This is a genomic window from Variimorphobacter sp. HTMS_6, from assembly GCF_059717775.1.
Map to the genome: position 1 here is coordinate 1,165,754 of NZ_AP046094.1, position 23,885 is coordinate 1,189,638.

At 36.6% G+C, this 23,885-nt stretch carries 23 protein-coding genes; 19 read left to right on the top strand and 4 right to left on the bottom strand.

The window, feature by feature from the left end:
- Positions 1 to 61 precede the first annotated feature (61 nt).
- The 4 genes from sigG to AC6IWN_RS05160 all read left to right on the top strand — a co-directional run bounded on the left by sigG (position 62) and on the right by AC6IWN_RS05160 (position 4,787).
- Positions 62 to 838: an RNA polymerase sporulation sigma factor SigG gene (gene sigG, locus AC6IWN_RS05145; protein WP_497991297.1), complete on the top strand. Its 777-nt coding sequence runs from the start codon at positions 62 to 64 to the stop codon at positions 836 to 838.
- Between the two features lie 281 nt (positions 839 to 1,119).
- On the top strand, positions 1,120 to 2,430 hold the full coding sequence (locus AC6IWN_RS05150; RefSeq protein WP_497991298.1) for a sensor histidine kinase: 1,311 nt from the start codon (positions 1,120 to 1,122) through the stop codon (positions 2,428 to 2,430).
- A gap of 181 nt (positions 2,431 to 2,611) precedes the next feature.
- Positions 2,612 to 3,331, top strand: coding sequence for a LytR/AlgR family response regulator transcription factor (locus AC6IWN_RS05155; protein WP_497991299.1), 720 nt, complete (start codon positions 2,612 to 2,614; stop codon positions 3,329 to 3,331).
- A 418-nt stretch (positions 3,332 to 3,749) separates the two neighbouring features.
- Positions 3,750 to 4,787, top strand: coding sequence for a lysylphosphatidylglycerol synthase transmembrane domain-containing protein (locus AC6IWN_RS05160; protein ID WP_497991300.1), 1,038 nt, complete (start codon positions 3,750 to 3,752; stop codon positions 4,785 to 4,787).
- Here AC6IWN_RS05160 and AC6IWN_RS05165 read toward each other — a convergent pair.
- The gene (locus tag AC6IWN_RS05165) at positions 4,738 to 5,688 is read right to left on the bottom strand and encodes an ROK family protein (RefSeq protein ID WP_497991301.1); all 951 of its coding nucleotides are present in this window, start codon (positions 5,686 to 5,688) and stop codon (positions 4,738 to 4,740) included. The two genes, AC6IWN_RS05160 and AC6IWN_RS05165, sit on opposite strands and share 50 nt — an antisense overlap.
- Before the next feature lie 287 nt (positions 5,689 to 5,975).
- On the opposite strand from AC6IWN_RS05165, the gene AC6IWN_RS05170 reads away from it, so the two are divergent.
- Together AC6IWN_RS05170 and AC6IWN_RS05175 are read left to right on the top strand one after the other, a co-directional pair.
- Positions 5,976 to 6,308, top strand: coding sequence for a zinc ribbon domain-containing protein (locus AC6IWN_RS05170; RefSeq protein ID WP_497991302.1), 333 nt, complete (start codon positions 5,976 to 5,978; stop codon positions 6,306 to 6,308).
- A 169-nt stretch (positions 6,309 to 6,477) separates the two neighbouring features.
- Positions 6,478 to 7,239 (top strand): hypothetical protein, encoded by a 762-nt coding sequence (locus AC6IWN_RS05175; protein WP_497991303.1) that lies wholly within the window; start codon positions 6,478 to 6,480, stop codon positions 7,237 to 7,239.
- Between the two features lie 173 nt (positions 7,240 to 7,412).
- On the opposite strand, the gene nrdR is transcribed toward AC6IWN_RS05175, so the two are convergent.
- The 3 genes from nrdR to AC6IWN_RS05190 form a co-directional block, all read right to left on the bottom strand.
- Positions 7,413 to 7,862: a transcriptional regulator NrdR gene (gene nrdR / locus AC6IWN_RS05180; RefSeq protein ID WP_497991304.1), complete on the bottom strand. Its 450-nt coding sequence runs from the start codon at positions 7,860 to 7,862 to the stop codon at positions 7,413 to 7,415.
- 170 nt (positions 7,863 to 8,032) lie between these two features.
- Positions 8,033 to 8,290, bottom strand: coding sequence for a PRC-barrel domain-containing protein (locus AC6IWN_RS05185; RefSeq protein ID WP_497991305.1), 258 nt, complete (start codon positions 8,288 to 8,290; stop codon positions 8,033 to 8,035).
- 229 nt (positions 8,291 to 8,519) lie between these two features.
- Positions 8,520 to 9,683, bottom strand: a complete 1,164-nt coding sequence (locus AC6IWN_RS05190) for an FprA family A-type flavoprotein (RefSeq protein ID WP_497991306.1) — start codon at positions 9,681 to 9,683, stop codon at positions 8,520 to 8,522.
- A gap of 218 nt (positions 9,684 to 9,901) precedes the next feature.
- Between AC6IWN_RS05190 and AC6IWN_RS05195 the strand changes: the two genes are divergently transcribed.
- The 13 genes from AC6IWN_RS05195 (at position 9,902) to AC6IWN_RS05255 (ending at position 23,796) form a co-directional block, all read left to right on the top strand.
- Positions 9,902 to 11,449, top strand: a complete 1,548-nt coding sequence (locus AC6IWN_RS05195; protein ID WP_497991307.1) for a YifB family Mg chelatase-like AAA ATPase — start codon at positions 9,902 to 9,904, stop codon at positions 11,447 to 11,449.
- A 374-nt stretch (positions 11,450 to 11,823) separates the two neighbouring features.
- Positions 11,824 to 12,936 (top strand): DNA-processing protein DprA, encoded by a 1,113-nt coding sequence (dprA, locus tag AC6IWN_RS05200; RefSeq protein ID WP_497991308.1) that lies wholly within the window; start codon positions 11,824 to 11,826, stop codon positions 12,934 to 12,936.
- A 36-nt stretch (positions 12,937 to 12,972) separates the two neighbouring features.
- Positions 12,973 to 15,024: a type I DNA topoisomerase gene (gene topA / locus AC6IWN_RS05205; protein WP_497991309.1), complete on the top strand. Its 2,052-nt coding sequence runs from the start codon at positions 12,973 to 12,975 to the stop codon at positions 15,022 to 15,024.
- A gap of 246 nt (positions 15,025 to 15,270) precedes the next feature.
- Entirely contained in the window at positions 15,271 to 16,044 is a 774-nt protein-coding gene (gene codY, locus AC6IWN_RS05210) for a GTP-sensing pleiotropic transcriptional regulator CodY (RefSeq protein ID WP_497991310.1), read from the top strand.
- A gap of 339 nt (positions 16,045 to 16,383) precedes the next feature.
- Positions 16,384 to 16,773, top strand: coding sequence for a flagellar basal body rod protein FlgB (flgB, locus tag AC6IWN_RS05215; RefSeq protein ID WP_497991311.1), 390 nt, complete (start codon positions 16,384 to 16,386; stop codon positions 16,771 to 16,773).
- A 123-nt stretch (positions 16,774 to 16,896) separates the two neighbouring features.
- A complete protein-coding gene (gene flgC, locus AC6IWN_RS05220) occupies positions 16,897 to 17,334 on the top strand; it encodes a flagellar basal body rod protein FlgC (protein ID WP_497991312.1) in 438 nt (145 codons plus the stop codon).
- Positions 17,335 to 17,375: 41 nt separating this feature from the next.
- Entirely contained in the window at positions 17,376 to 17,687 is a 312-nt protein-coding gene (gene fliE, locus AC6IWN_RS05225; protein WP_497991313.1) for a flagellar hook-basal body complex protein FliE, read from the top strand.
- Between the two features lie 137 nt (positions 17,688 to 17,824).
- Positions 17,825 to 19,423, top strand: coding sequence for a flagellar M-ring protein FliF C-terminal domain-containing protein (locus tag AC6IWN_RS05230; RefSeq protein ID WP_497991314.1), 1,599 nt, complete (start codon positions 17,825 to 17,827; stop codon positions 19,421 to 19,423).
- Positions 19,424 to 19,436: 13 nt separating this feature from the next.
- A complete protein-coding gene (fliG, locus tag AC6IWN_RS05235; RefSeq protein WP_497991315.1) occupies positions 19,437 to 20,450 on the top strand; it encodes a flagellar motor switch protein FliG in 1,014 nt (337 codons plus the stop codon).
- The gene (locus AC6IWN_RS05240) at positions 20,431 to 21,222 is read left to right on the top strand and encodes a FliH/SctL family protein (RefSeq protein WP_497991316.1); all 792 of its coding nucleotides are present in this window, start codon (positions 20,431 to 20,433) and stop codon (positions 21,220 to 21,222) included. Before fliG ends, AC6IWN_RS05240 begins: the two co-directional genes overlap by 20 nt.
- Before the next feature lie 38 nt (positions 21,223 to 21,260).
- Positions 21,261 to 22,571, top strand: a complete 1,311-nt coding sequence (gene fliI, locus AC6IWN_RS05245) for a flagellar protein export ATPase FliI (RefSeq protein WP_497991317.1) — start codon at positions 21,261 to 21,263, stop codon at positions 22,569 to 22,571.
- On the top strand, positions 22,571 to 23,032 hold the full coding sequence (locus tag AC6IWN_RS05250; RefSeq protein WP_497991318.1) for a flagellar export protein FliJ: 462 nt from the start codon (positions 22,571 to 22,573) through the stop codon (positions 23,030 to 23,032). The genes fliI and AC6IWN_RS05250 overlap by 1 nt, the downstream gene beginning before the upstream one ends.
- A complete protein-coding gene (locus AC6IWN_RS05255) occupies positions 23,032 to 23,796 on the top strand; it encodes a MotE family protein (RefSeq protein WP_497991319.1) in 765 nt (254 codons plus the stop codon). The genes AC6IWN_RS05250 and AC6IWN_RS05255 overlap by 1 nt, the downstream gene beginning before the upstream one ends.
- Positions 23,797 to 23,885: the final 89 nt, after the last annotated feature.

Below are 23,885 nucleotides of genomic sequence, written 5' to 3' on the forward strand. Positions count from 1 at the left end.
TAAACATGAGCCAAAAAGTGAATCATTCTATAAAGAAAATGAATGATTCGGAGGTTTCGTTATGGCTCTTTATAAGGTTGAGATTTGTGGTGTAAATACATCTAAGCTGCCGTTGTTGAAAAACAGTGAAAAGGAAGAATTGTTTCAAAGGATTTTATCGGGTGATAAAGAAGCAAGAGAATTATATATTAAAGGTAATTTACGCCTGGTACTTTCTATTATACAACGATTTTCTAATAGCAATGAGAATGTGGATGATCTGTTCCAAATTGGGTGTATCGGATTAATGAAGGCAATCGATAATTTTGATATTACCCAGAATGTAAAATTCTCTACTTATGCAGTTCCGATGATTATCGGTGAGATAAGAAGATATCTTCGGGATAACAATGCAATAAGGGTTAGCCGCTCCTTAAGGGATACTGCTTATAAAGCAATTTATGCGAAAGAGGCATTGGTTAAGAAGAATGAAAAAGAACCGACGATTACCGAGATTGCTCAGGAGATTGGCATCAGTAAAGAAGATATCGTATATGCCCTGGATGCTATACAAAGTCCAGTATCCTTATATGATCCGGTTTATGTAGAAGGCGGAGATGCACTATACATTATGGATCAGGTAAGTGATAAGAAGAATAAGGAAGAGAACTGGATTGAAGAAATCTCATTAAAGGAGGCTATGGATAAACTAACTGCTAGAGAGCATAACATTATTAAACTGCGTTTCTTTGAGGGAAAAACTCAGATGGAAGTAGCGAAGGAGATTAATATCTCACAGGCACAAGTTAGCAGGCTTGAAAAATCAGCTCTCAAAAACATGAGAAATTATTTAGGTTGATAAGAGAAAGAAATTAATTCATCCTAAGATGAATTGATTTTATATAGAATAAAGTGAAAAGGGTAGCCGCATTTAATATATTGTGGCACCCTTTTCATTTTATGAATAAGTAGAGATAATTATTAGAGGTTTTGTTTTATGATTAGTGGAGAAATTTGTTTTGCAAAATGTGACGAAAGTGTGTATTATATGAATAGGGAATTTGCCTTATGTGGCGATAAAATAGATGTGTGAATATGTGACACATTTTATATAGGTATAAGAGAAGAGGTAAAATAAAAATGGATATTATTCGAACACTGCTAATTTATTTTCCGGCTATGATTGAATGTTTAATATTATATCGAATTATGGTTACTATGCTGGAGCCAAAGCATAAAATAGCACCGATCGCAATGATAATAACATTGTTTTTCTTGATGGTGATAAAAAAAATGACGGTTGAAACACCGGAGTTGGTAAAATATCAAGCGTTTACTACGCTATTTCTGATTGTTTTCATGTATTTATGCATTCATTTTTTGACACGGAATAGTTTAGTGGAAAAACTTACTTGGTATATTCTATATTATTTTGGTCTGTTTACCATGGAGATATTGACGCTGTTGTTTCTTGGCCTTGTGTTAAAACAACCAGTAAAATCAATTGGTGAATTGGATCAATTGGGTCTGATTGTTATTGCAATTGGTAAGTTTTTAACATTTCTATTGTTTGAATTGGTTATTCGGATAAGAAAAGGCAAGCTGATCATCGGTGTCTCTTATTTAAGAGAATTGATCCTCGTATGTCTGTTCAATCTGCTGCTCTTACTTGGGCTTGTTTACGTATGCTATAATAAACAGATCATTGTTCAACATATAGATGATCTTATTACAGGTACCTTGTTTTTGGTTTTTGTAATAACCATAAATTCGGTTGCTTTAATATTTAGAATTGAGAAAAAATCGAATGAGGAGCTTGAAACACAGCTTAAGATTCAACAAATTGAACATGAACTTGAACTTAATAATAATATTGTAGAAATGACAGATAAATTAAGTAAATTGCGTCATGATATGAATAACCATATTGGTGTTTTGAATGCTTTGGTTAAAACCAAAAAGTATGATGACCTAGAAGAATATTTGAAACAAATGTATGAGGATGTAGAACTGGCAAATGATCTTGTAATTAAAGGGAATAAGGTCGTAGCCGTTTTATTAAATGCAAAAAAAGCGCTTGCTAAACAAAAAAATATTGAATTTTCCAGTTTTATTGGTGCACAGGAGTTTAATATGCAAAACAAAGATATCTGTGCCCTGTTAGGTAATATATTGGATAATGCAATTGAAGCTGCAGAAAAATGCAGGAGTAAGAAATACGTACAATTTATGATTCAAAAAACAGAAGAAGGGAATGTTATTAGCTGTGAGAATTCATTCGGTATCAAACCGATCGTAAGAAAAGGACGATTTATTACGAACAAAGAGAATAATCAGCTACATGGTATCGGAACGGATCATATCAGACTGATAGTTACAAAGTATAAAGGGGAAATGAATTTTGACTATGATGATGAAACATTTAATCTTCGCATTGTAATTCCTGCATAAAAAGGCGAAGAGTGTTAAATACATATAATCTCATACTGACATCAAAAAAATAAAGAAGAACTAAGTTAAGAATATTATAAGATAAATTATTTAAACTAAAAATATTAATACTACTATACTAAAGATAATCAATTATGTTTTCATATTAAGTATCATAATGAAATACGCAAGCGGAGGAATTATGAAAATCAACATAGTTGTATGTGATGATGAGAATATTGCATTAAGAATTAACTGTACTTATATTGAGGAACTATCAAAAAAATACCGAATAGATACAAATATAATCGGCTTTTTAAGTGGTGAACAACTAATGGAATATATAGAGGATAATGTGGTAGATATTGCTTTTCTCGATATTGACTTAAAGGGTATGGATGGAATTACTCTGGCTTCCAAGCTATTACGTAAGAATCCAAAGATCGCAACTATATTTGTTACAAGCCACCGGGAATATGCTTACGATGCATTTACTGTAGAAGCTTTTAGCTATTTAACAAAACCGATTGACCCCGATAGATTGGAGCGTATATTCAAGAAGGTAATATTACATGTGAATGATATGTATAATCGTGTTCAAAGAGTACCGCTTATTATCACTGAGGGTAATATAAAAAAGAAAATTAATCAAGCAAGTATCATGTACATTGAAAGAATAGGTTCTCAAAGTATCATCGTTACCAGATCAGGGGATCATTCTGTTTACGAATCGATAACTTCTCTGATTGGACGTTTGGAGATGAATTTTCTTCAGATTAACCAAGGTATCATCGTTAATATGGATGAAATCTCATACATGGAAGGGAATAATGTAGAGATGAAAAATAAAAGAGTATTCTCAATCGGTAGAACCTTCAGTAAAGATGCGAAAAAAGTTTATTTGGAATATCCAAAGGCATAAATTGATGTCGAATTGTGTATATTTTTATAATTGGATTAAAGAATTTAAAACCAAAATAATACCTTTGGAATTGTAAATAACTGAAAAAGTGCATAATACAAAGGAATTTATACCGAATAATAAGGAATGTAATTTTTTAATACGTTTTATTACGTAATATGATAAATATTTAACGTTATTTACCTTACCTTACTTGATGTATAATTATAAATCTGTTATTTTATATATAAATATTACAGTTTGGTGTAATACTTCAATTTTGGGTTGTATGGGGAATATATAACATAAATATATGCATAGATAATACTTGGCAAGCGGTATTGTCTATGCATGTTTTTATTCTGATAATTTTAGTTGACATGGTAATAATAAAATATTGTTTCAAGTAGATTATAATAAGCAGAAAAATAGGGAAATTATGAATTCACAAATTGTAAGTAAAAAAAATCAAATTAGAAGCTTAATCTTTATATTAATACTAATGATAATAACGATGGTGGTTTTACTAAGAGAATATTCTGTCCATGATTTAATTAGTGTGGTTAGGACGTCCAGTCCGATCTATTTGGCAACCGGTATCCTGATGATGATCCTGTATCTTAGCTGTCAGGCTCTAAATCTATATATTATCCTGAATGGGCTGGGTCATCGGGTTAGTTTGAGACGAAGTTTGCAATATACTTTTATCGGATATTATTTTGGAGCTATTACACCTTGTGCAAGTGGGGCACAGCCCGCACAGCTCTATTATATGAATAAAGATAAGATTCGTGTTGATCTATCAGCCATAGCCATATTTTATATGGTTTTTGTCAGCCAGATAGTGATACTGTTTCTTGGGGCAATCTTGATGACAGTTCAGCTACCTGTTTTTCTTCGCTTGCAAAATTGGTTAAAATATCTGTTTGCGGCAGGAGGTATATTTACCCTTAGTCTTATCCTTATTTTAACAGCGTTGATGTTCTCTCAAAAAATAGTCCCATTTCTTCTGAAACTCGGTTTTAAAATCGGGGTAAGATGGCATATCATCAAGGATGTAGAGAAAATGAAGGGCAAAATGGAAGCAATGATAATGTCATATAAAGAAAAATCCAAGCTGCTTATCAAGCATCCGGATTTATTCTTTAAGGTATTTTCAGTTACGGTTGTACAATGGCTATTCTATTATCTGATTTCTTATATGGTATATCGTAGCTTCGGACATAATGAACATGGTGGATTTGAATTAGTAACAGGACAATCCGTTATCAGTATTGCGGTAACGGCAGTTCCGCTACCGGGTTCGGTTGGTATTGCGGAAAAGGCATTTTTGATGATTTTTCAGCCATATTATACGCAACAGCAATTACCATCCGCGATGCTCTTAAGTCGAATTATAAACTTTTATCTACCATTATTTATAAGCTTTATTGTGTATCTTTTTGTTCATTTAAGGGTGATGAAAAAGAGGAAGTAGAGGGGGATGTTGCAATATCCCCAGACTTCTCTAGTTCAAATTCCAGTTTTGCAAGTGCTAAACAACCCATAATTCCTTGATTATCGTTTAGTGAGGGGGGGACAATATAATTTGCAAGATCCTTCATCTGGGGGGTATCGATATAACCGTTAAGTAAGGTGGCTACATTCTTATGAATAAGCGGGAAAAGCTGAGTTTGATGCATTACGCCGCCACCCAGAACAATCTTATGAGGGGAGAGCGTAAGAATATAATTAACAATCCCCTGGGCGATGTAATATGCCTCCATATCCCATACCTCCATTTTGTCTACTAGTTCAAAGGCTTTTTGATTCCAGCGCATCTCAATCGCAGGTCCCGAAGCCAAACCTTCAAAACAATTAGGATGATAAGGACATACACCTTTAAAGCTGTCCATTGGATGCTTGCTTAACAGAATGTGTCCACCTTCCGGATGAAGCATTCCATGTAACAGTCCGCCATTCATAAAGATACCGACACCAATTCCGGTTCCAATCGTAATATAAATGCCGGAGGGTAATCCTTTCATACAGCCCCAAGTGGCTTCCCCAAGAGCAGACGCATTTACGTCCGTATCAAACCCAATCGGAATATCAAGAACGGTCTTTAGAGTTCCTACAATATTATAATTTGCCCAAGCCAATTTTGGAGTGGATGTGATGTATCCATAGGTTGGAGAGGTTCGCTCTAAGTCAATCGGACCAAAAGAACCGACACCGAGGGCAGAGATATTTTGATTTCTAAAATACTGAAGAATATTAGCCATAGTAATATCGGGTGTTTCTGTAGGTATGGTGCTTTGGTTTATGATTTCTCCGTTCTCATTGCCAATTGCCATTACCATCTTTGTTCCGCCTGCTTCCAGGGCTCCAAATAACATATGCATTTCCTCCGATGTGATGAAATTACACGCCCTTGTTCGTTAGAAGAGCGGTGTTGTATAATTTATTATATAAAATTACTGAGTAAAAAAACAGAGCCATTTCATAGTAATTGCTAAAATATAGATTTCTTTATTATGTTCGCTCAGTTTCCTTGATTCTATTCGATTTGAGATAGGATTGGACAAAATTTAACAACATGCTATACTGATTTCATACATAGATAGATGAAAGGTATGGTATTAATATGTTTTTTGTTTTTGGCCTATCAAATGGTGAAAAGAAATTGAATTTTGTTCAAACCGTAATATGCTCCAGGTGCGGACAGTTTGGACGATGGGAAGCTTATGCTACATTTATGTATTTTAGTTTGTTTTTTATCCCGATTTTTAGATGGGGAAAGAAATACTTCATTAAAAGCAGCTGTTGCAATAGTGTTTATGAGATTGATAAAGAGCTGGGGAAACGGATTCAAAGAGGGGAAGAGATTACTCTTACAGAAGATGATCTTCATAGTGTCAATCAATACAATAATCACTTTCATCAGAGTTGCCCAAGCTGTGGGTATCCCTTATCCAGTGAATTTACGTATTGTCCTAAATGTGGTAATAAATTATAAGAAATTGTCTTTCTATATATAAATGATATCAACAGAGTTGCTGTTCAATTAAGATTATTAGTTCTAAAATCAATATCACAACTAAATCATAGATATTAGCAGTGTGAAGGATATATATTGTATAAACTGCATAGATATTAATGATACGTAATCATTAGGGGATTATTCCATGAGGCTTCGACTTAGATTCATGATTGGGCTTATTATAATAATGATAGCTCTCACCGGATGTGAATTAAAGAAAGAAAAAGAAACAGTTAATCAGAATGCAACTGGGAATTCATCGATTACAAATGAACATATTACCAAGAAGGGGATTGAAGCAGATTATCCGATCATTCCCGCTGGGGATAATTCGAAAGACATCACAATCTGGAATCAGATTATTAAAAAGGATTTTGATAAAATACTGGATATCTATTCCTTCGAACCCTTCCCGGAACTTACCCCTGAACCGACAAGCAACAGGGTAATATTGAAGGTTAGCTATCAGACTAAATTAAATAATGATAATTACAGTAGCTTTTTGTATCTGGCTGATTTTAACGCTCCATATTCGGCACATCCAACAGAGCTTACCTATACAACAAATATAGATAAAAGAAAAAATCAAAGAACAACACTTGGTGATGTTGTTACACTAAATGAGGATTTTGTGAAAGATTTTCGTAGCTGGGATTTTATCTCGGTGGAACAAGGGAATGAGGAACTGGATAAGGCGATTAGAGATTATTTTAGTAATATAACGGATGAAGATCTTTTGAAAGGGTTTCAAAATGCTGATATAATCGGCTCGGGTAATATGATGGATGCATATAGTTATAGGACTCCCGAAAAGCTTGGAATAACCTTTGGCATACCAAATTACATTGGAGATCATGTGGAATTTGAACGGAATTATGATAAGCTTGGGAAGTATTTAATAAAATAAATTTATGAGAATTGTGAAACATATATACTATAGCAATTGTATGAAGACGTTGGTACTTAGAATATGTAGTTTGTAAACTTATAGAACTTATCAATAAAGGGGACTCGGTCTGGCAGAGTCCCCTTTTATGAGTCATAAGATAATAGTTCGGAGGAACAGTTTCCACCCGGGGGCTATTCTAATATTTTTTTTAATTCGTCCATGAATGTGCTGACATCTTTAAACTCACGGTATACGGAAGCAAATCTTACATAGGCTACCGGATCCAGGTTTTTTAATTTATTCATTACGATTTCGCCGATAACAGAACTAGGAATCTCTTTATCTTCACGGATAAAGATAGAATTTTCAACTTCGTCCACAAGTGATGTGATTTGGTCAATCGAAATAGGACGCTTATGACAGGAACGAAATACTCCTGCTTCAATCTTGGCACGATCATATGGTTCGCGATTATTATCCTTCTTAATCACTACCAAAGGGATGGTTTCAACCTTCTCATATGTGGTAAATCTTCTATGGCACTCATCACATTGTCTTCTTCTACGAATTGAGTTGTTTTCATCAGCGGGACGGGAGTCAATCACTCTGGTGTTATCCTTGTTACAAAATGGGCATTTCATAGTAAATCCTCCTAGTTGGTACTAATATAAATCGTTTAAAACAGAATAGTTTGACGATTTATTAGACATAACTAGATTATATTGAAAAATTTACTAATGGTCAAGAAAATTATTACATTTTAGTGCTATTCTTGTTCAATTTTGTTGGTTTTTTATTCTTTTTATAATAATTAAATGCATTTTAGCAGACATTTTTCAATATCCACATCTACTAGTATAATATCGACTCCAATTTGCTTGATACAGCTTCGTCCGATAACATATTCCTGGTCACGTCCAAGGATACCCCACACCTTACAGGGGCCGGGAATTATGATATGAGTAATTTGACCGGTGCATATATCGAATTCTACATCACAAACATATCCAAGTCTCATGCAGTCTCTACAATTGATTACTTCTTTCTCTCTTAACTCACAAATGCGCATATAATCACCCTTTACATGAGATTTGTCTATAATATAATCTCTCTTGTATCATGGTTTATTATATGCGCATAATTTTAAAATGTCCGCTGATTATATGCTTTATTATCTGTTTTGTTACTGCTTCTTAAAAATATTTTTATGTAGTACGTTAATTTTAATATTGAAAAAATATTAATATAGGGAAAATCAATATTACAAGAAGAAAAAATAATCGAAAAGACGACTACATCTATAAAGCGGCTACCTGGTTCTCCAGATCGGTTAATTGTTCCTTGCTTGGTATGTAATTAATTTTAACCGGATCCATAATGATATCAACTCCTATATCAATGAGAGCTTGATTGACAATACCGGTACTTTGACCACCCCAACCGTAGGAACCGAATGCAAAACCCTTCTTACCCTTTGGTTGGAGACCCTTTAGGTAGGAGAGTAATGCTGCAACATTCGGAAGAATGTTATTGTTTAACGTAGGAGATCCAACCACTAGATAGCGTGCGGTTAGAACTTCGGTAACGATGTCGGACAGATCATTCTCCTTCAGATCAATTAATCGTACTTTCGTTCCTCTCTTATCAAAACCTTCCACAATACTATGTGCCATTGATTCGGTGGAGTGCCACATGGAATCAAAGATAACAAGTGCAGTGTCCTCGGTTTCTCCGTCTGAGAAACGGTGGTATGCGCTCAAAACTTCTTTGATATGGCTTCTCCATATAATACCATGACTTGGAGCAATCATATCAAGTTCGAGTTCCTCTACAATTGCGAGTGCTTTTTTTGCCTGTGCTCCGTAAGGCATTAAAATATTTGCGTAATACCCTTGAACATCCGACAACACCTGAGAGAGATCAACTTCATCATCAAAGTGTTTATTTGATGTAAAATGTTGACCGAAGGCATCATTTGAGAATAGGATTTTTTCTTCTGGGCAATAGGTAACCATGTTGTCAGGCCAATGTAACATTGGTGTACCGACAAAAGTTAAGGTTCTCTTGCCAAGAGGGAGAACATCCCCGGACTTGATTTGTTGATACTTATAAGTTGAGCCGTAATGCATACGCAATCCTTTTAAACCATTCGGATCCGAGGTCACGATAACTGCATTCGGTGCAGCCTGCATTACTGCAGGAATTCCACCGGAGTGATCCATCTCAACATGATTGGAGATAAGATAATCGATATCAGCAGGATTTATAATTTCTGAGACACGCTCAAGCAGCTCCTGTGAGAAGGAAGCCTTTACTGTATCAATTAATGCAATCTTTTCATCCACAATCAGATATGCGTTGTAAGTTGTCCCCTTATGAATAGAATAGCCGTGGAAGTTACGGAGATTCCAATCCACAACACCTACATAATATATACCTGGTTTTAATTCTACTTTGTTCATATCTAACTCCTCCTTAACGGGTGTTTCATACTAGTGGTATTTAGTGTTAAAATATTAATGATAAAATAGGAATAATTATCAATATTATAGTATCGCTAAATATGTTTGTCAAATGGTTCGTTTCTATTTTTATAATATTTTTTACAAAAACTTGAAAATCCATTTTTCCTTTGTTATACTACCAATAAGCAAATGATTCCTTCATTGTAGGAGAGACAATGGAAGGAGCAACTATGTTTAGTAAAGCCTACAGTGCAACTTTTCACGGTATCGACGGTCTAGTTGTATCAGTGGAAGCAGATGTCAGTGATGGATTACCTGTTTTTGATATGGTTGGGTATCTGGGATCGGAGGTTAAAGAAGCGAGAGAGAGAGTAAGAATTTCGCTTAAGAATTCCGGTTATATGATACCACCCAAGAGAATCACAGTGAATCTATCCCCGGCAGATATACGAAAAGAAGGAACGGTCTTTGATTTATCTATTGCGATTGCAATTCTAACGGCCCTTGGCCATCTTCCCGAAGAAAATCTTAAGGATTATTTAATTATCGGGGAACTCAGCTTAAATGGTAATGTGAATAAAGTAAACGGAGTACTGCCTATTGTTTATTCTGCAAAACAACAGGGGTTTAAAAAGTGTATCGTCCCGCAGGAAAATGCAAAAGAAGGAGCGGTCGTATCCGGTGTTCAGGTCTATGGTGTAGCAACCCTTAAGGAAGCGGCGGACATTTTGAATAACAAAGGGGAGAAGTCACCAGAGGAGTTGGATGTCAATGAATTGTTTTTGGCAGACCGAAAAGAGGATTTCATTGATTTTTTTGAGGTAGCAGGTCAAAAGGCAGCAAAAAGGGCAATCGAAATTGCGGTATCCGGAATGCATAATATATTAATGATTGGCCCTCCTGGCTCAGGGAAAACGATGTTAGCGAAGAGAATTCCTACAATTATGCCTGGGCTATCCTTTGAGGAGAGCATGGAGATCTCGAAGATATATAGCATCGCCGGCCTTTTGGATCAGCAGGCATTGGTGTTGAACCGACCATTTCGAAATCCCCATCATACGATAACTACCACAGCGTTGGTAGGAGGGGGAAGAGTGCCCCAGCCCGGTGAAATTAGTCTAGCGCATCTAGGAGTGTTGTTTCTGGATGAACTGCCTGAATTCCAAAAGAATACCATAGAAGTGTTAAGGCAACCTTTGGAGGATAAATCAGTCACAATAGCAAGACTAAACGGTACATATAAATATCCTGCAGGTTTCATGCTTGTTGGTGCAATGAACCCTTGTTCCTGTGGTTATTATCCGGACAGGAATAAATGTGATTGCTCTATTAATCAGGTGAAACGCTATCTCGGGCGAATCTCTCAGCCCTTACTGGATCGATTTGATATCTGTATCGAAGCGTTGCAGATGAATTATAAGGAACTACTTGAACAGGAGAAACAGGAAAGCTCAGAGGATATCAGGGGTCGTGTGAGAATTGCCAGACAAATACAGTTAGAACGATACCGGGGTCAGAATATCTACTTTAATTCACAGTTATCTCCCAGGACAATTAAAAAATATTGTAAACTTGATCATAAGGAGCAGAGCTTACTTGAGGAAGCATTTATAAAGATGAATCTTAGCGCCAGAGCCTATCACCGCATTCTTAAGGTCGCAAGGACGATTGCGGATTTGGATCAAAGTGAACGGATTCAAACCAAGCACATCAGTGAAGCAATCTGTTATCGCAGTATAGATCAAAAATATTGGGGCGATTAATGTGAATTATAAAGAGCATAATTCACATTTCTAAGTTTGAGCCTGCGAAATCCTCGGCTCAAACTAACACAAAGGGAAGGCATATGAAGTCTGGAGTGATTTAGATAAAGGCTTTGAAAGGCACAAGAATTTAAATTCACATCATATGGTTTGAGCCTGCGAAATCCTCGGCTCAAACTAACACAAAGGGGAGGCATATGAAGTCTGGAGTGATTTAGATAAAGGCTTTTAAAGGCACAAGAATTAAAATTTACATCATAAGGTTTGAGCCTGCGAAATCCTCGGCTCAAACTAACACAAAGGGAAGAGGTGTGAAGCGAGTTTGTTTCCATGAAATTACTAGAATACTGTAATGTTGTAAGAGGAGGATGGATATGACGAGTAAAGAATATAGTTATTGGTTGGCGAATATTGAGAGAATTGGCAATAAGAAAATAGCTCGTTTACTAGAGATGTTCGGTACGGCGGAGGAAGTGTTTCGCGCTACCAAGGAGGAGTTATTAAAGTTTCAATCACAATTTTCGTTGGCTAGTCAATTTTCACAACAGGATGTGGAATGCATCGTGAAAAGCAGAAACCACCAAGAAATTCAACATAATTATGCTAAACTGATAAAAGATGGCATATATTTTGTTGCAAAGGAGGATAATGATTATCCTAAGAAGCTAAAAAATATATACGACGCTCCGTTTGCATTATATGTAAGAGGAAAACTTCCGGATGAAAATCAAAAAATTCTAGCCATCGTCGGAGCAAGAGAGTGCACCGATTACGGCAGAGAAATGGCAAAATACCTTGCACACGAGATAGCCAAGGAAGGAGTTGCGATTATTAGCGGTTTAGCGAGAGGGATTGATACCTGCGCTCATATCGGCGCGTTGGAGTCCGGGGGATTGACTTATGGCGTGATGGGTTCGGGAATTGATATCTGCTATCCGCGAGAAAATATCAATGTTTTTACTAGGATGATAAGCGAGGGAGGAGTGTTATCGGAATATGCACCCGGAGTACAACCGATTGCCGGTAATTTTCCGATGAGGAATCGTATCATAAGTGGATTGAGTGATGGAGTATTGGTGATTGAAGCAAGGGAGAAAAGTGGATCTTTGATTACAGTCGATATGGGGCTGGAACAGGGAAAAGATATCTATGCGTTACCGGGAAAAGCAACGGATCGCTTAAGTGGCGGGTGTAATAATTTGATAAAAATGGGGGCAAAGTTAGTAACAGGTGCCAAAGATATTTTGGAAGATTTGATACTGAATTATGAACAAATCCCCAATGATTTGAAAAAAAATAATAAAATTCTTGAAACAGATGGGAAAATAGTGTATGCTTGTTTAAGCTTCGAACCCATGCATATAGGGGAAATCAGTGATAAAACAGGTATTCCGATGGATTTGTTATTGGAACAACTTCTATTACTTGAGCTTAGGGGCTACATTTGTCAAATAAGAAAAAATTATTACATTGTAAATGATAGATAGGTTTTATACACATAGAAATGAAGGGAAACAAACAGTATGCCAAGGTATCTTGTTATTGTTGAATCTCCGGCAAAAGCAAAAACAATTAAAAAGTTTTTGGGTGCAAATTATGAGGTGCTTGCGTCAAACGGACACGTTCGAGATTTGCCGAAGAGTCAAATGGGAATTGATATTGAACACGATTATGAGCCGAAATATATTACGATTCGAGGAAAAGGCGATTTATTAGCGAAACTTCGCAAGGAAGTAAAAAAGGCGGATAAAGTCTTTCTCGCAACTGACCCTGACCGTGAAGGGGAAGCAATCTCCTGGCACTTATCTCAGACGTTAAGATTAGAAGAGAAGGATTCCAGTAGGATCACATTTAATGAAATCACGAAGAATGCGGTAAAAGCCTCCATAAAGCAAGCAAGGGATGTTGATATGGATTTGGTGAACGCTCAGCAGGCTAGAAGAATCCTTGATCGTATGGTGGGATATCAAATCAGCCCGCTTCTTTGGGCTAAGGTGAAAAGAGGTCTTAGCGCGGGTAGAGTACAGTCAGTTGCTCTACGTATTATCTGTGATCGTGACGATGAGATTAATGCTTTTGTTCCTGAGGAATACTGGAATCTTGAAGCTCAATTCGAATTAAAGGGAAAGAAAAAGCCTTTGGTTGCGAAATTAACGAAAAAAGATATCCATTCCGAACAAGAAATGAATGATATACTGAAGCAACTGGAACATGCTTCCTTTGTTGCAAAGGAAATCAAAAAGAGTGAACGAATCAGAAAAGCTCCGTTACCGTTTACCACCAGTACATTACAGCAGGAATCGGCAAAGGCACTGAATTATTCCACTCAGAAGACGATGCAGCTGGCACAGCAGTTATATGAAGGTATCGATGTAAAAGGTCATGGTACCATAGGTTTGATTACTTATCTTCGTACGGATTCTATTCGAATCAGTGATGAAGCAGATCAGGGTGTAAAGCAGTTTATTAAGGATAAGTTCGGTGAGCACTTTGTGGCGTTGGAAGAAAACGTTGGCCGTACTGGTAAGAAGATTCAGGATGCGCATGAGGCGATACGTCCAACTTATGTGGAGCTAAATCCGAATGATATCAAGGAATCCCTCACTAGGGATCAATTCCGTTTATATCAACTGATATGGAAGCGCTTCGTAGCAAGCAGAATGATGCCTGCAAAATACGAAACAAATACAATTAAAATAGAAGCAAATGGTTTACGTTTTTCTGCTTCAGCCTCAAAATTGGTGTTTGATGGCTTTATGAGCGTCTATACACCGGAGGAAGAAGAAGGTGATAATGCAGTTAATTTTGAAAGCCTGCAAGAGGGTGATAAGCTTGAACTGATGGAACTGAATGAAAGTCAGCATTTTACACAGCCACCCGCACACTATTCAGAAGCATCCCTTGTAAAGACGTTGGAGGAGCTAGGAATCGGAAGACCGAGTACCTATGCACCGACGATTACAACAATCATCGCCAGACGTTATATCGCGAAGGAAAATAAAAATCTATATGTCACTGAACTGGGTGAAGCGGTTAATAGCATTATGAAATGTGCTTTTGCAAGTATTGTTGATGTTAACTTTACCGCTAATATGGAATCGCTGCTTGACTGTGTTGAAGATGGAACAGTAAACTGGAAAACCGTAATAAGAAACTTCTATCCTGATTTGGAAGAAGCAGTAAAAAATGCTGAAACAGAGTTAGAGAAGATTCAAATAGAAGATGAAGTAACCGACGAGATTTGTGAGATGTGTGGTCGAAATATGGTTGTTAAGTACGGACCCCATGGCAAGTTCCTTGCTTGTCCCGGCTTTCCGGAATGTAAGAATACAAAGCCATATCTTGAAAAAATCGGTGTATCCTGTCCTCTATGTGGTAGCGATATTGTATTACGTAAAACCAAAAAGGGTAGAAAATATTATGGCTGTATACAAAATCCTGAATGTACTTTTATGACTTGGCAGAAACCTTCCGACAAAAGATGTGATAAATGCGGTGGCGTACTGCTAGAAAAGGGAAATAAGCTTGTATGCGACAATGATAAGTGTGGTAATGTTATTAGTAATTCTAAATAAATAAAATATTTCACCTATTTTTTGAAAAAACGCAAAATTCTATAGAACAATTTGTAATTATCTCATAATATATGTCAATTAGGAGAAAAGACTATTGTTTTTAGGAATCAGATATGATAGAATTATGAAGGTAATATATTTAGTAGGATTTACTAATTATATTACCTTCTTCCATGAACCGATTAAGCATATTTACGGGCACATGGTATGATAGAGGGGAACATTGAATTTGGGAGGAACCATCGAATGAGTGTACAGTTGTTGGATAAAACAAGAAAAATTAATAACTTATTGCATAATAATAATTCGCATAAGGTAGTATTTAATGACATCTGTGTAGTCTTGAGCGAAATACTTGCATCAAATGTACTGGTAATCAGCCGTAAGGGTAAGGTTCTTGGTGTTAAAAATCGGAATGATATTGCGGAAATTAATGAGTTGATTAAGGATGCTGTAGGAAGGCATATCGATGGTTTGCTGAATGAAAGACTCCTCAATATATTATCGACAAAAGAGAATGTTAATCTAAGAACGTTGGGGTTTGAGTTTGATGATGTTGATACGTATCAGGCAATCATTACACCAATTGATATCGCAGGGGAAAGACTTGGAACCTTGTTCTTGTATAAGAACGGTCCACAATATACTTTGGATGATATTATTTTAAGTGAATACGGCACCACAGTTGTCGGGTTAGAGATGATGAGATCCGTTAATGAAGAAAGTGCGGAAGAAAATCGTAAGGTTCAGATTGTAAAATCAGCGATTAGCACATTATCTTTTTCAGAACTGGAAGCAATTACTCATATTTTTGAAGAATTAAAAGGGAATGAAGGAATACTGGTAGCAAGTAAGATTGCTGACCGAGTTGGAATAACCAGATCGGTGATTGTAAATGCACTTCGTAAATTTGAAAGTGCCGGTGTAATTGAATCACGTAGCTCAGGAATGAAGGGGACCTACATTAGGGTATTGAATGATGTGGTTTTTGATGAGTTAGAGAAGCTGAACAATAATTAGATACCGTTGGTTTATAGAGAATATAAGGATTTATGAGAGGTGCCTCTTATAAATCCTTTTTTGTATGTAATTTCATAATGAAAATACATGAATGATATGATATCTTAATGAAGTAGTAATGATGAAATATGACAAAATACTTTATTTTTCGTATGAAATTTGGTAAAAGTCACATATTGTAATTTTGAATTGAGATAATATGTACAAAAAACACCTAACAAAATGGTAAAATATCTATAATATCACAAGTTGTAGTATTATTCTCCTAATTTTTCAAATACATCTTGTGTTTTTTGCAAAATTAATTATAATAAATTATATATGGAAAGGAGTGTAGATATGATAGGTTCAAACGCATTTAATTACATTAATGTACTGGGCAAGGCGGCTAATGCAAGTTGGAAAAGGAATGAAGTTATTTCTAATAATATTGCGAATGTTGATACACCCGGTTATAAAAGAAATGATGTGCAATTCGAATCTTATTTGCAGGATGCTCTGACGGGCGATGGGTCGCTAGATGAAAAGGTATCGAACGCTAATTTAAATTCATTGAATGCAACGGAATATACAGACAATGCAAACCTTAGCTACCGCCTGGACGGAAACAATGTGGATATTGATACGGAATCGGCTTACTTAGCGGAAAATCAGATTCGTTATTATGCCCTACTTGATTCCATGTCACAGGAGTTCAATCGAATTAAAACTGTGCTCAACGCAAGATAAGATTCACAAAATCAAATAGGAAGCTTTACGAAACATGGATGTTTATAAGAGGAAGAACCAGAGAAGTATTCTGGTTACTTAATTCAAATATAGAAAGTAAATCAAAACATAGGAGGATAAACGATGTCGGCGATTGATGCTATGAACGTAAGTGCAAGTGGTATGACTGCACAAAGACTACGTATGGATATAATCTCACAGAATATTGCTAATGTTAATACAACCCGTGACGAGAATGGCAACCCCTACCGAAGAAAAGCAGTTGTCTTTGCAGAAAAAGATTCATCCTCTTTTGGTGATGTATTGGCTAAAACCACAGAAAAGTCAGGAAACGGTGTTAAGGTAACACAAATAGTAGATGATACAAGCACGGAGATGCGCAAGGTTTATGATCCGTCTCATCCGGATGCTGATGCGGATGGTTATGTAACCTATCCAAATGTTAATGTTGTTCAAGAAATGACAGATATGATTGATGCATCAAGGTCTTATGAAGCCAATGTTACTGCTTTCAATGCAAGCAAGAATATGGCTCTAAAAGGATTAGAGATAGGGAAATAAATAAAGTAAGATGCTGACCGATCGCATTATGGAGGAAAGTAATGAATATTTCATCAATTAGTAATTTAATGGATTATCAAAAAATCGGGTCTTCAGGAGCTTCACCAACTACAGAAAACGGAAATAAGACATTTGATAGCTTGTTTAAAGCTTTAACGAACCAAGTAGATGAGACAAATAATTATCAAAACGCTGCAGAGCAGGAGGAAATGAACTATTCCCTCGGATTAACAAACAATACAAGTGATTTGTTGGTTGCTCAGCAAAAAGCGAATTTATCTTTGCAATATACAGTTGCTATTCGAAATCATGTATTGGATGCTTATAAAGAGATTATGAACCTTCAGTTTTAATTACAAATGATGAAATTTCTATTTGTACTTATGAATCGAAGGTTCTTAGAGCGTGTACACATTTGTGTAAAAGGTATGAAGTATTTGTTTATCCCGATTGGATAAATCACTAATACATTTATAGGGAGCATATGTAAATGGCAGAGAGATTAAATAATATTTTAAAACAAGGATTGGGACTTTGGAATAAATACACGACCAAACAAAAAACAATGATTATTAGTATCGCTGTTGTGATTATTTTGGCATTTGGTATCTTATTCTTTTTGGTCAATCGTGTGGATTACAAAGAATTTAAAGTATGTAAGGATGCAACGGAAGCCAGTAAGGTTAATGAATTACTGAAATCGGAGGGCGTTAAGTTTAAGTATAATGAAAATACGCTCACTTTTTATGTTGAGAGTAAAAAATCAACCGATGCTACCTTCTTATTGGCTCAAAATGACATCTCAACGGATGGTATCTCGTTTGATCAATTGCTTAAGAATGACCTAAGCACAACCAATGCGGATCGTACTTTAAAAATTAATTTGTATTTTCAAAGTCAGTTAAAAAATAAACTTAAGCAGATGAAGGGTGTTCAGGATGCAGAAGTTTATTATATTCCGAAGGATACCAGCAATAATATCCTGACTGAGCCAGAGGATACCGGCGCAGCCGTGATGTTAACGATTAAGGATGATTTTGATCCGTCATCAGCACAGACGATTGCAGAGGTAGTAGCTACTGTCATCGGTAATAAAAGTACGGATAAGATTAAGATTAATGATCAATTCGGTAATCTATTGTTCGGTGCTAACAAGGATTTATATTCCGGTACAGCAACGGATACAATCGATTACAAGGAAAGACTTCGTAATAATTTTATTAACTATCTTTATAAACTCCTATTAAAGAATGGTGGTTATAAGGACGTTGAGATTGCTCCAAACCTTGTATTTGATATGGATAAGGTAGAGGAGATGTATACGGAATATTCCGTTCCGGAGGGTATGGATCAGGGTTATTTAACAAAAGATTATACGTATAAGACGGATAATTCCAATACCTCTTCCGGTGGTACCCCTGGAACATCATCGAATGACGGAACCGGTTATGAGACAGAGAATCCTGCAACTAACTCAGGGTCCTCTAAAACAGAACAAAATGAACATGCACTTAATCAAAGAGTGACCAATACAAAGCATGAAGTGGGTGCGGTGAAATCAGACCAATCCTCCATCGGTATTGTTCTTACCAGAGTGACGAATATAACAGAGGCTCAACTGAAAAAAAGCGGAGCATTAAAAGGCATCACCTTTGAGGATTATGTTAGCCAGAACAGTACTCCAAAAGCAGGAAAGGTTGATACAAAGCTGATTCCTCTAGTAGCTGCAGCAACCGGTATTGCTCAGAATAACATACAGATTACAGTTTGGGATCAGACAAACTTTATTCCTACCGTAAAAGCTCCATTTAACTGGACAACTTATCTTCAAATTGGTTTGGCAGTTCTCATCGTTGGGTTATTAGTATTCGTAGTATTTAGAGGTATCAGACCAGTAGAAGTAACGGAGACAGAACCTGAATTATCCGTAGAACAATTACTTGCAACCACAAAAGAAAACCAGGTAATCGAGGATATTGAATTTAATGAGGTATCCGAGGTTCGAAGAATGATAGAAAAATTTGTAGACGAAAAGCCGGATGCGGTAGCACAGTTACTTCGTAATTGGCTGAATGAAGAATGGAGTTAAGAGAGGGGTTAGCATGTCGAAAGTAAATAGTGATATTTCCGGTATTCAAAAAGCTGCAATTCTATTAATCACTCTTGGGCCGGAACGTTCTGCAACGATATTTAAGCATCTCAAGGAAGAAGAGATAGAAACCATGACTCTTGAGATTGCCAATACAAGAAGTATTTCACCATCAACAAAGGATCAGGTTATGGATGAGTTCTATGAGATCTGCTTGGCACAGCAATATATTGCAGAAGGTGGTATCTCCTACGCAAAAGAACTTCTTGAAAAAGCGTTGGGTGTGGATAAAGCGAAGGATGTTATTGGAAAGCTTACTGCTTCCTTACAAGTTCGTCCATTCGAATTTATACGGAAAACGGATGCTTCTCAGTTGCTGAACTTTATTCAGGATGAACATCCACAAACGATTGCGTTGATCTTATCCTATCTGTCACCTTCCCAGGCCTCAACAATTATCTCTTCGTTAGGACCTGATAAGCAAGCAGATGTTGCAAGACGTATTGCACAGATGGATCGTACCTCTCCGGATGTAATCAAAGAAGTAGAGAAAGTACTGGAACGAAAACTAGCATCCTTGGTAAATCAGGATTACACCATTGTTGGTGGCGTGGACTCCATAGTAGAGATCTTGAACACCGTAGATCGTGGTACAGAACGTCATATCATGGAAACCTTAGAAATCGAAGAACCGGAACTTGCGGACGAAATCAGAAGGAAGATGTTTGTATTCGAAGATATTCTTACGCTGGATGACAAATCGATTCAGAGAGTTCTTCGTGAAGTGGATAACAATGAGCTTGCGGTTGCGCTTAAGGGCTCCAATGAGCAGGTTCAAAATATTATCTTTAACAACTTATCCAAACGTCTTGCTTCGATGATTAAGGAAGACATGGAATACATGGGACCTGTACGTATGAAGGATGTTGAAGAAGCACAACAGAAGATTGTTAATATTATAAGAAAGCTGGAGGATTCCTCTGAGATTATTATTTCCAGAGGCGGAGGTGACGAGATCGTTGTCTAATGTGATTAAAGCATATTCCGTACGTTATGATGAAGTTGTAAAAAAAACAATTGATTCACAGTTGAAAATAAATAATATTATTGAACTTAAACCGAACGTTATTCCTCAATCAGAGGAACATGCGGGAGAATTTGTTGAAGGAATCGATGCACTAGTGGTGGATGCTTTTCCATCAGAAGAGGTTACATCAGAGAAGGCGTCAGAAATTATTAAGAATGCTAATGATGAAGCTGAGATGATTATCGAGCAAGCAAAGCAGGAAGCAGAACGGATAAAAAGTGACGCTTATTCTATGGCAAAAACAAATGGTTATGAAGAAGGTATGCAACAGGCAAAACAGGAAGGCCAGCGATTACACTATGAATACGATTTAAAATCGAAACAACTTCAAAGTCATTACGAAGACATGATTCAAAGTGTTGAACCGGAGATTGTTAAACTAGTTTCCTCGCTGGTTCAAAAAATAACCGGGATAGTAGTGGATGGCAAAGAGGAAGTAATCTTATATCTAGTGCAAAACTCAATCAAGAATATGGATCGAAGCAACGAGTATACCATACGCATTTCAAAAGACGATTATGAGTATGTTGCGGATAGAAAAGATATGATCCTTGAAGCACTTGGCAGAGATGTATCGATTTATTTTACGGAAGATTTAAACTTACAGAAGAATCAATGTCTGATCGAAACAGACATGCAGGTGATAAATTGCAGCCTGGATATCCAATTAAATAACCTAATCACTGATTTAAAATTACTCGGCAATATTTAGATTTTGTAAGAAATTGCCGATATATAGAAGGAATGATCATGATATCAATCGATTTTGATAAATATAAGCAATTGCTTAATAAATCCTATGTGACGGAAATTGGTAAGGTTATTAAAATGGTGGGATTAACCATTGAGGCATCCGGCCCCAGCGCAAATCTGAATGATGTTTGTCATATCTTCGGGGAAGGGCAATCGGAAAAGAAAATTGCTGAAGTTATCGGTTTCCGTGAGAACAAAGTTTTATTGATGCCCTATGATGACATGGGCGGAGTTGGAATAGGAAGTTATGTAGAGAACTCTGGAACTACATTTAAAGTTCCGGTTGGAGATGAGTTACTTGGTAAGGTGTTGGATGGACTTGGTAATCCAATGGATGGTTCTGAGTTAAACACCAACCTGTTTTATCCATCAGAAGCTCCTGCTCCTGATCCGTTAAAGAGGCAATTGATTGAAGAAGTATTGCCGTTAGGAGTAAAAGCGGTTGACTCCATGTTGACAATCGGTAAAGGACAAAGAATTGGAATATTTGCCGGAAGCGGTGTTGGTAAAAGTACATTGCTCGGTATGTTCGCAAGAAATACAAAGGCTGATATTAATGTCATTGCATTGATTGGTGAGCGAGGTAGAGAGGTTCGTGAATTTATTGAACGAGATCTCGGAGAAGAAGGCTTAAAGCGTTCCGTGCTAGTCATAGCAACATCTGACAAGCCCGCATTAATACGTAAAAAGGCAGCACAAACCGCAACAGCGATTGCTGAATATTTTAGAGATCAGGGAAAGGACGTACTTCTTATGATGGACTCCCTAACCCGTTTCTCAATGGCGCAAAGAGAGATAGGACTTGCTTCCGGGGAACCTCCGGTTTCCAGAGGATATCCGCCAAGCGTATATTCTGAGATGCCTAAGCTGCTTGAAAGAGCAGGCAATTCGGAGCATGGATCAATTACGGGGCTTTATACAGTCTTAGTAGACGGTGATGATTTTAATGAGCCAATAACTGATACAGCGAGAAGTATATTGGATGGACATATAATGTTGTCCAGAAAATTAGGACACAAAAATCATTATCCTGCAATCGATATTCTGCAAAGTATATCCAGATGTATGAGCTCAATTGCAACAAAAGAACATAAATCCGCTGCTGGAAAGCTAAAGAATGTTCTTGCAACTTACCAGGATGCGGAGGACTTAATTAATATTGGTGCTTATAAGAGCGGTTCAAATGCAGATATTGATTATACCATTACAAAGATTAAGGAAGTTAACTCGTTTCTTCAACAAGAAATGTATGAAAAACATAGTTTTGATGAAGAAATTAATATGCTTATGGAGATTTTTGATAAATAATGAAAAAGTTTCAATATAAGATGGAAAGTGTTCTTCAAATTAAAGCAAAGCTCGAGGATCAAGCAAAAAGCAATTATGGGAATGCCAGAATGCGCTTGAATCAGGAAGAAGATAAATTAGAGCAAATGCATCTTAAGAAGAGTTCCTATGAAGAGGAATTAAGAAGTCTTAGGATAGATCGTCTGAATCTTTTAGAGATTAGGATATGTGAACAAGCGGTCGACGTCATGAAAACCAATATTAAACAACAGGCAGTTATAGTCAGAAACTCAGAACATCGTCTGGAGGTAGCCAGAATACGATTGAGTGATGCAATGGTTGATCGTAAAACACAGGAAAGATTGAAAGAAAAAGCGTTTGATGAATATTTACTGGTATTTGATTCAGAGGAACGTAAGGAAGTAGATGAGCTGAATAGTTTTAACTACAATAGGCCGACGTTTCAAGAGGGGGATAAATAATGGCAAGGAAAGAAAAAGAAGCCACCGACGAGAAGAAGGAAGACAATAAAATCCTGACGATGCTTATTGTAATTATGATAGTGTTTATATGGCTTGCTTTATTTGGGTTTTTAATAAAAATTGATGTTGGTGGGTTTGGATCGGGAGTATTAAGACCCATATTGAAGGATGTTCCGGTTGTAAACATGGTATTACCGAATGAATCCGGAATCAAAAATCCTACTAGTCAGGACTTTCAGTATAAGTCTTTATCGGAGGCGGTGGCCAAGATCAAAGAACTGCAGGAGAAAATTGATACGTTAAATGCAAATGCCAAAACCGATAAGGATACTATAGCAGACCTGAAAAAAGAAGTTGCACGCTTAAAAGTATTTGAGGACAATCAGAAAGAGTTTGAAAAAAGGGTAGCGGAGTTTGACAAGAAGGTGGTATTTAATGATAAGGCACCGGGACTGGAAGCTTATAAAGCGTACTACGAAGCGATTGACCCAACCAATGCAGCAAAACTTTATCAGCAGGTTGTAGAACAATTACAGTATTCACAGGCGATAAAGGAAAAGGCAGATATCTATAGAAATATGGAACCGAAAGCGGCAGCAACAATTCTTCAAACAATGACAGCGGATATTGACTCAGTCGCTCAGATTCTGCTCAGCATGAAACCGAAGGAAAGCGGTGCAATTCTCGCTGAGATGGACAATGTAGCGGCAGCTAAGATTACCAAGATGATGCTTGATTTGGATGATGCTAGATTAAATCAATAAGCCGTGTATCAGGAGTTTCATTTATAGTGATTATAGAAAGCATATGCTTTTTATAATAGATATTATGATGGCGTTAGAGTAACGCTTGA

Coding starts and splice junctions, on each gene's coding strand:
- fliE (WP_497991313.1), top strand. CDS start 17,376: ATGAATATTTCATCAATTAGTAATTTAATGGATTATCAAAAAATCGGG.
- AC6IWN_RS05190 (WP_497991306.1), bottom strand. CDS start 9,683: ATGAACAAAGTAGAATTAAAACCAGGTATATATTATGTAGGTGTTGTG.
- fliI (WP_497991317.1), top strand. CDS start 21,261: ATGATATCAATCGATTTTGATAAATATAAGCAATTGCTTAATAAATCC.
- flgC (WP_497991312.1), top strand. CDS start 16,897: ATGTCGGCGATTGATGCTATGAACGTAAGTGCAAGTGGTATGACTGCA.
- AC6IWN_RS05230 (WP_497991314.1), top strand. CDS start 17,825: ATGGCAGAGAGATTAAATAATATTTTAAAACAAGGATTGGGACTTTGG.
- sigG (WP_497991297.1), top strand. CDS start 62: ATGGCTCTTTATAAGGTTGAGATTTGTGGTGTAAATACATCTAAGCTG.
- AC6IWN_RS05255 (WP_497991319.1), top strand. CDS start 23,032: ATGGCAAGGAAAGAAAAAGAAGCCACCGACGAGAAGAAGGAAGACAAT.
- nrdR (WP_497991304.1), bottom strand. CDS start 7,862: ATGAAATGCCCATTTTGTAACAAGGATAACACCAGAGTGATTGACTCC.
- AC6IWN_RS05250 (WP_497991318.1), top strand. CDS start 22,571: ATGAAAAAGTTTCAATATAAGATGGAAAGTGTTCTTCAAATTAAAGCA.
- topA (WP_497991309.1), top strand. CDS start 12,973: ATGCCAAGGTATCTTGTTATTGTTGAATCTCCGGCAAAAGCAAAAACA.
- flgB (WP_497991311.1), top strand. CDS start 16,384: ATGATAGGTTCAAACGCATTTAATTACATTAATGTACTGGGCAAGGCG.
- AC6IWN_RS05160 (WP_497991300.1), top strand. CDS start 3,750: ATGAATTCACAAATTGTAAGTAAAAAAAATCAAATTAGAAGCTTAATC.
- fliG (WP_497991315.1), top strand. CDS start 19,437: ATGTCGAAAGTAAATAGTGATATTTCCGGTATTCAAAAAGCTGCAATT.
- dprA (WP_497991308.1), top strand. CDS start 11,824: ATGACGAGTAAAGAATATAGTTATTGGTTGGCGAATATTGAGAGAATT.
- codY (WP_497991310.1), top strand. CDS start 15,271: ATGAGTGTACAGTTGTTGGATAAAACAAGAAAAATTAATAACTTATTG.
- AC6IWN_RS05165 (WP_497991301.1), bottom strand. CDS start 5,688: ATGTTATTTGGAGCCCTGGAAGCAGGCGGAACAAAGATGGTAATGGCA.
- AC6IWN_RS05150 (WP_497991298.1), top strand. CDS start 1,120: ATGGATATTATTCGAACACTGCTAATTTATTTTCCGGCTATGATTGAA.
- AC6IWN_RS05185 (WP_497991305.1), bottom strand. CDS start 8,290: ATGCGCATTTGTGAGTTAAGAGAGAAAGAAGTAATCAATTGTAGAGAC.
- AC6IWN_RS05155 (WP_497991299.1), top strand. CDS start 2,612: ATGAAAATCAACATAGTTGTATGTGATGATGAGAATATTGCATTAAGA.
- AC6IWN_RS05195 (WP_497991307.1), top strand. CDS start 9,902: ATGGAAGGAGCAACTATGTTTAGTAAAGCCTACAGTGCAACTTTTCAC.
- AC6IWN_RS05175 (WP_497991303.1), top strand. CDS start 6,478: ATGAGGCTTCGACTTAGATTCATGATTGGGCTTATTATAATAATGATA.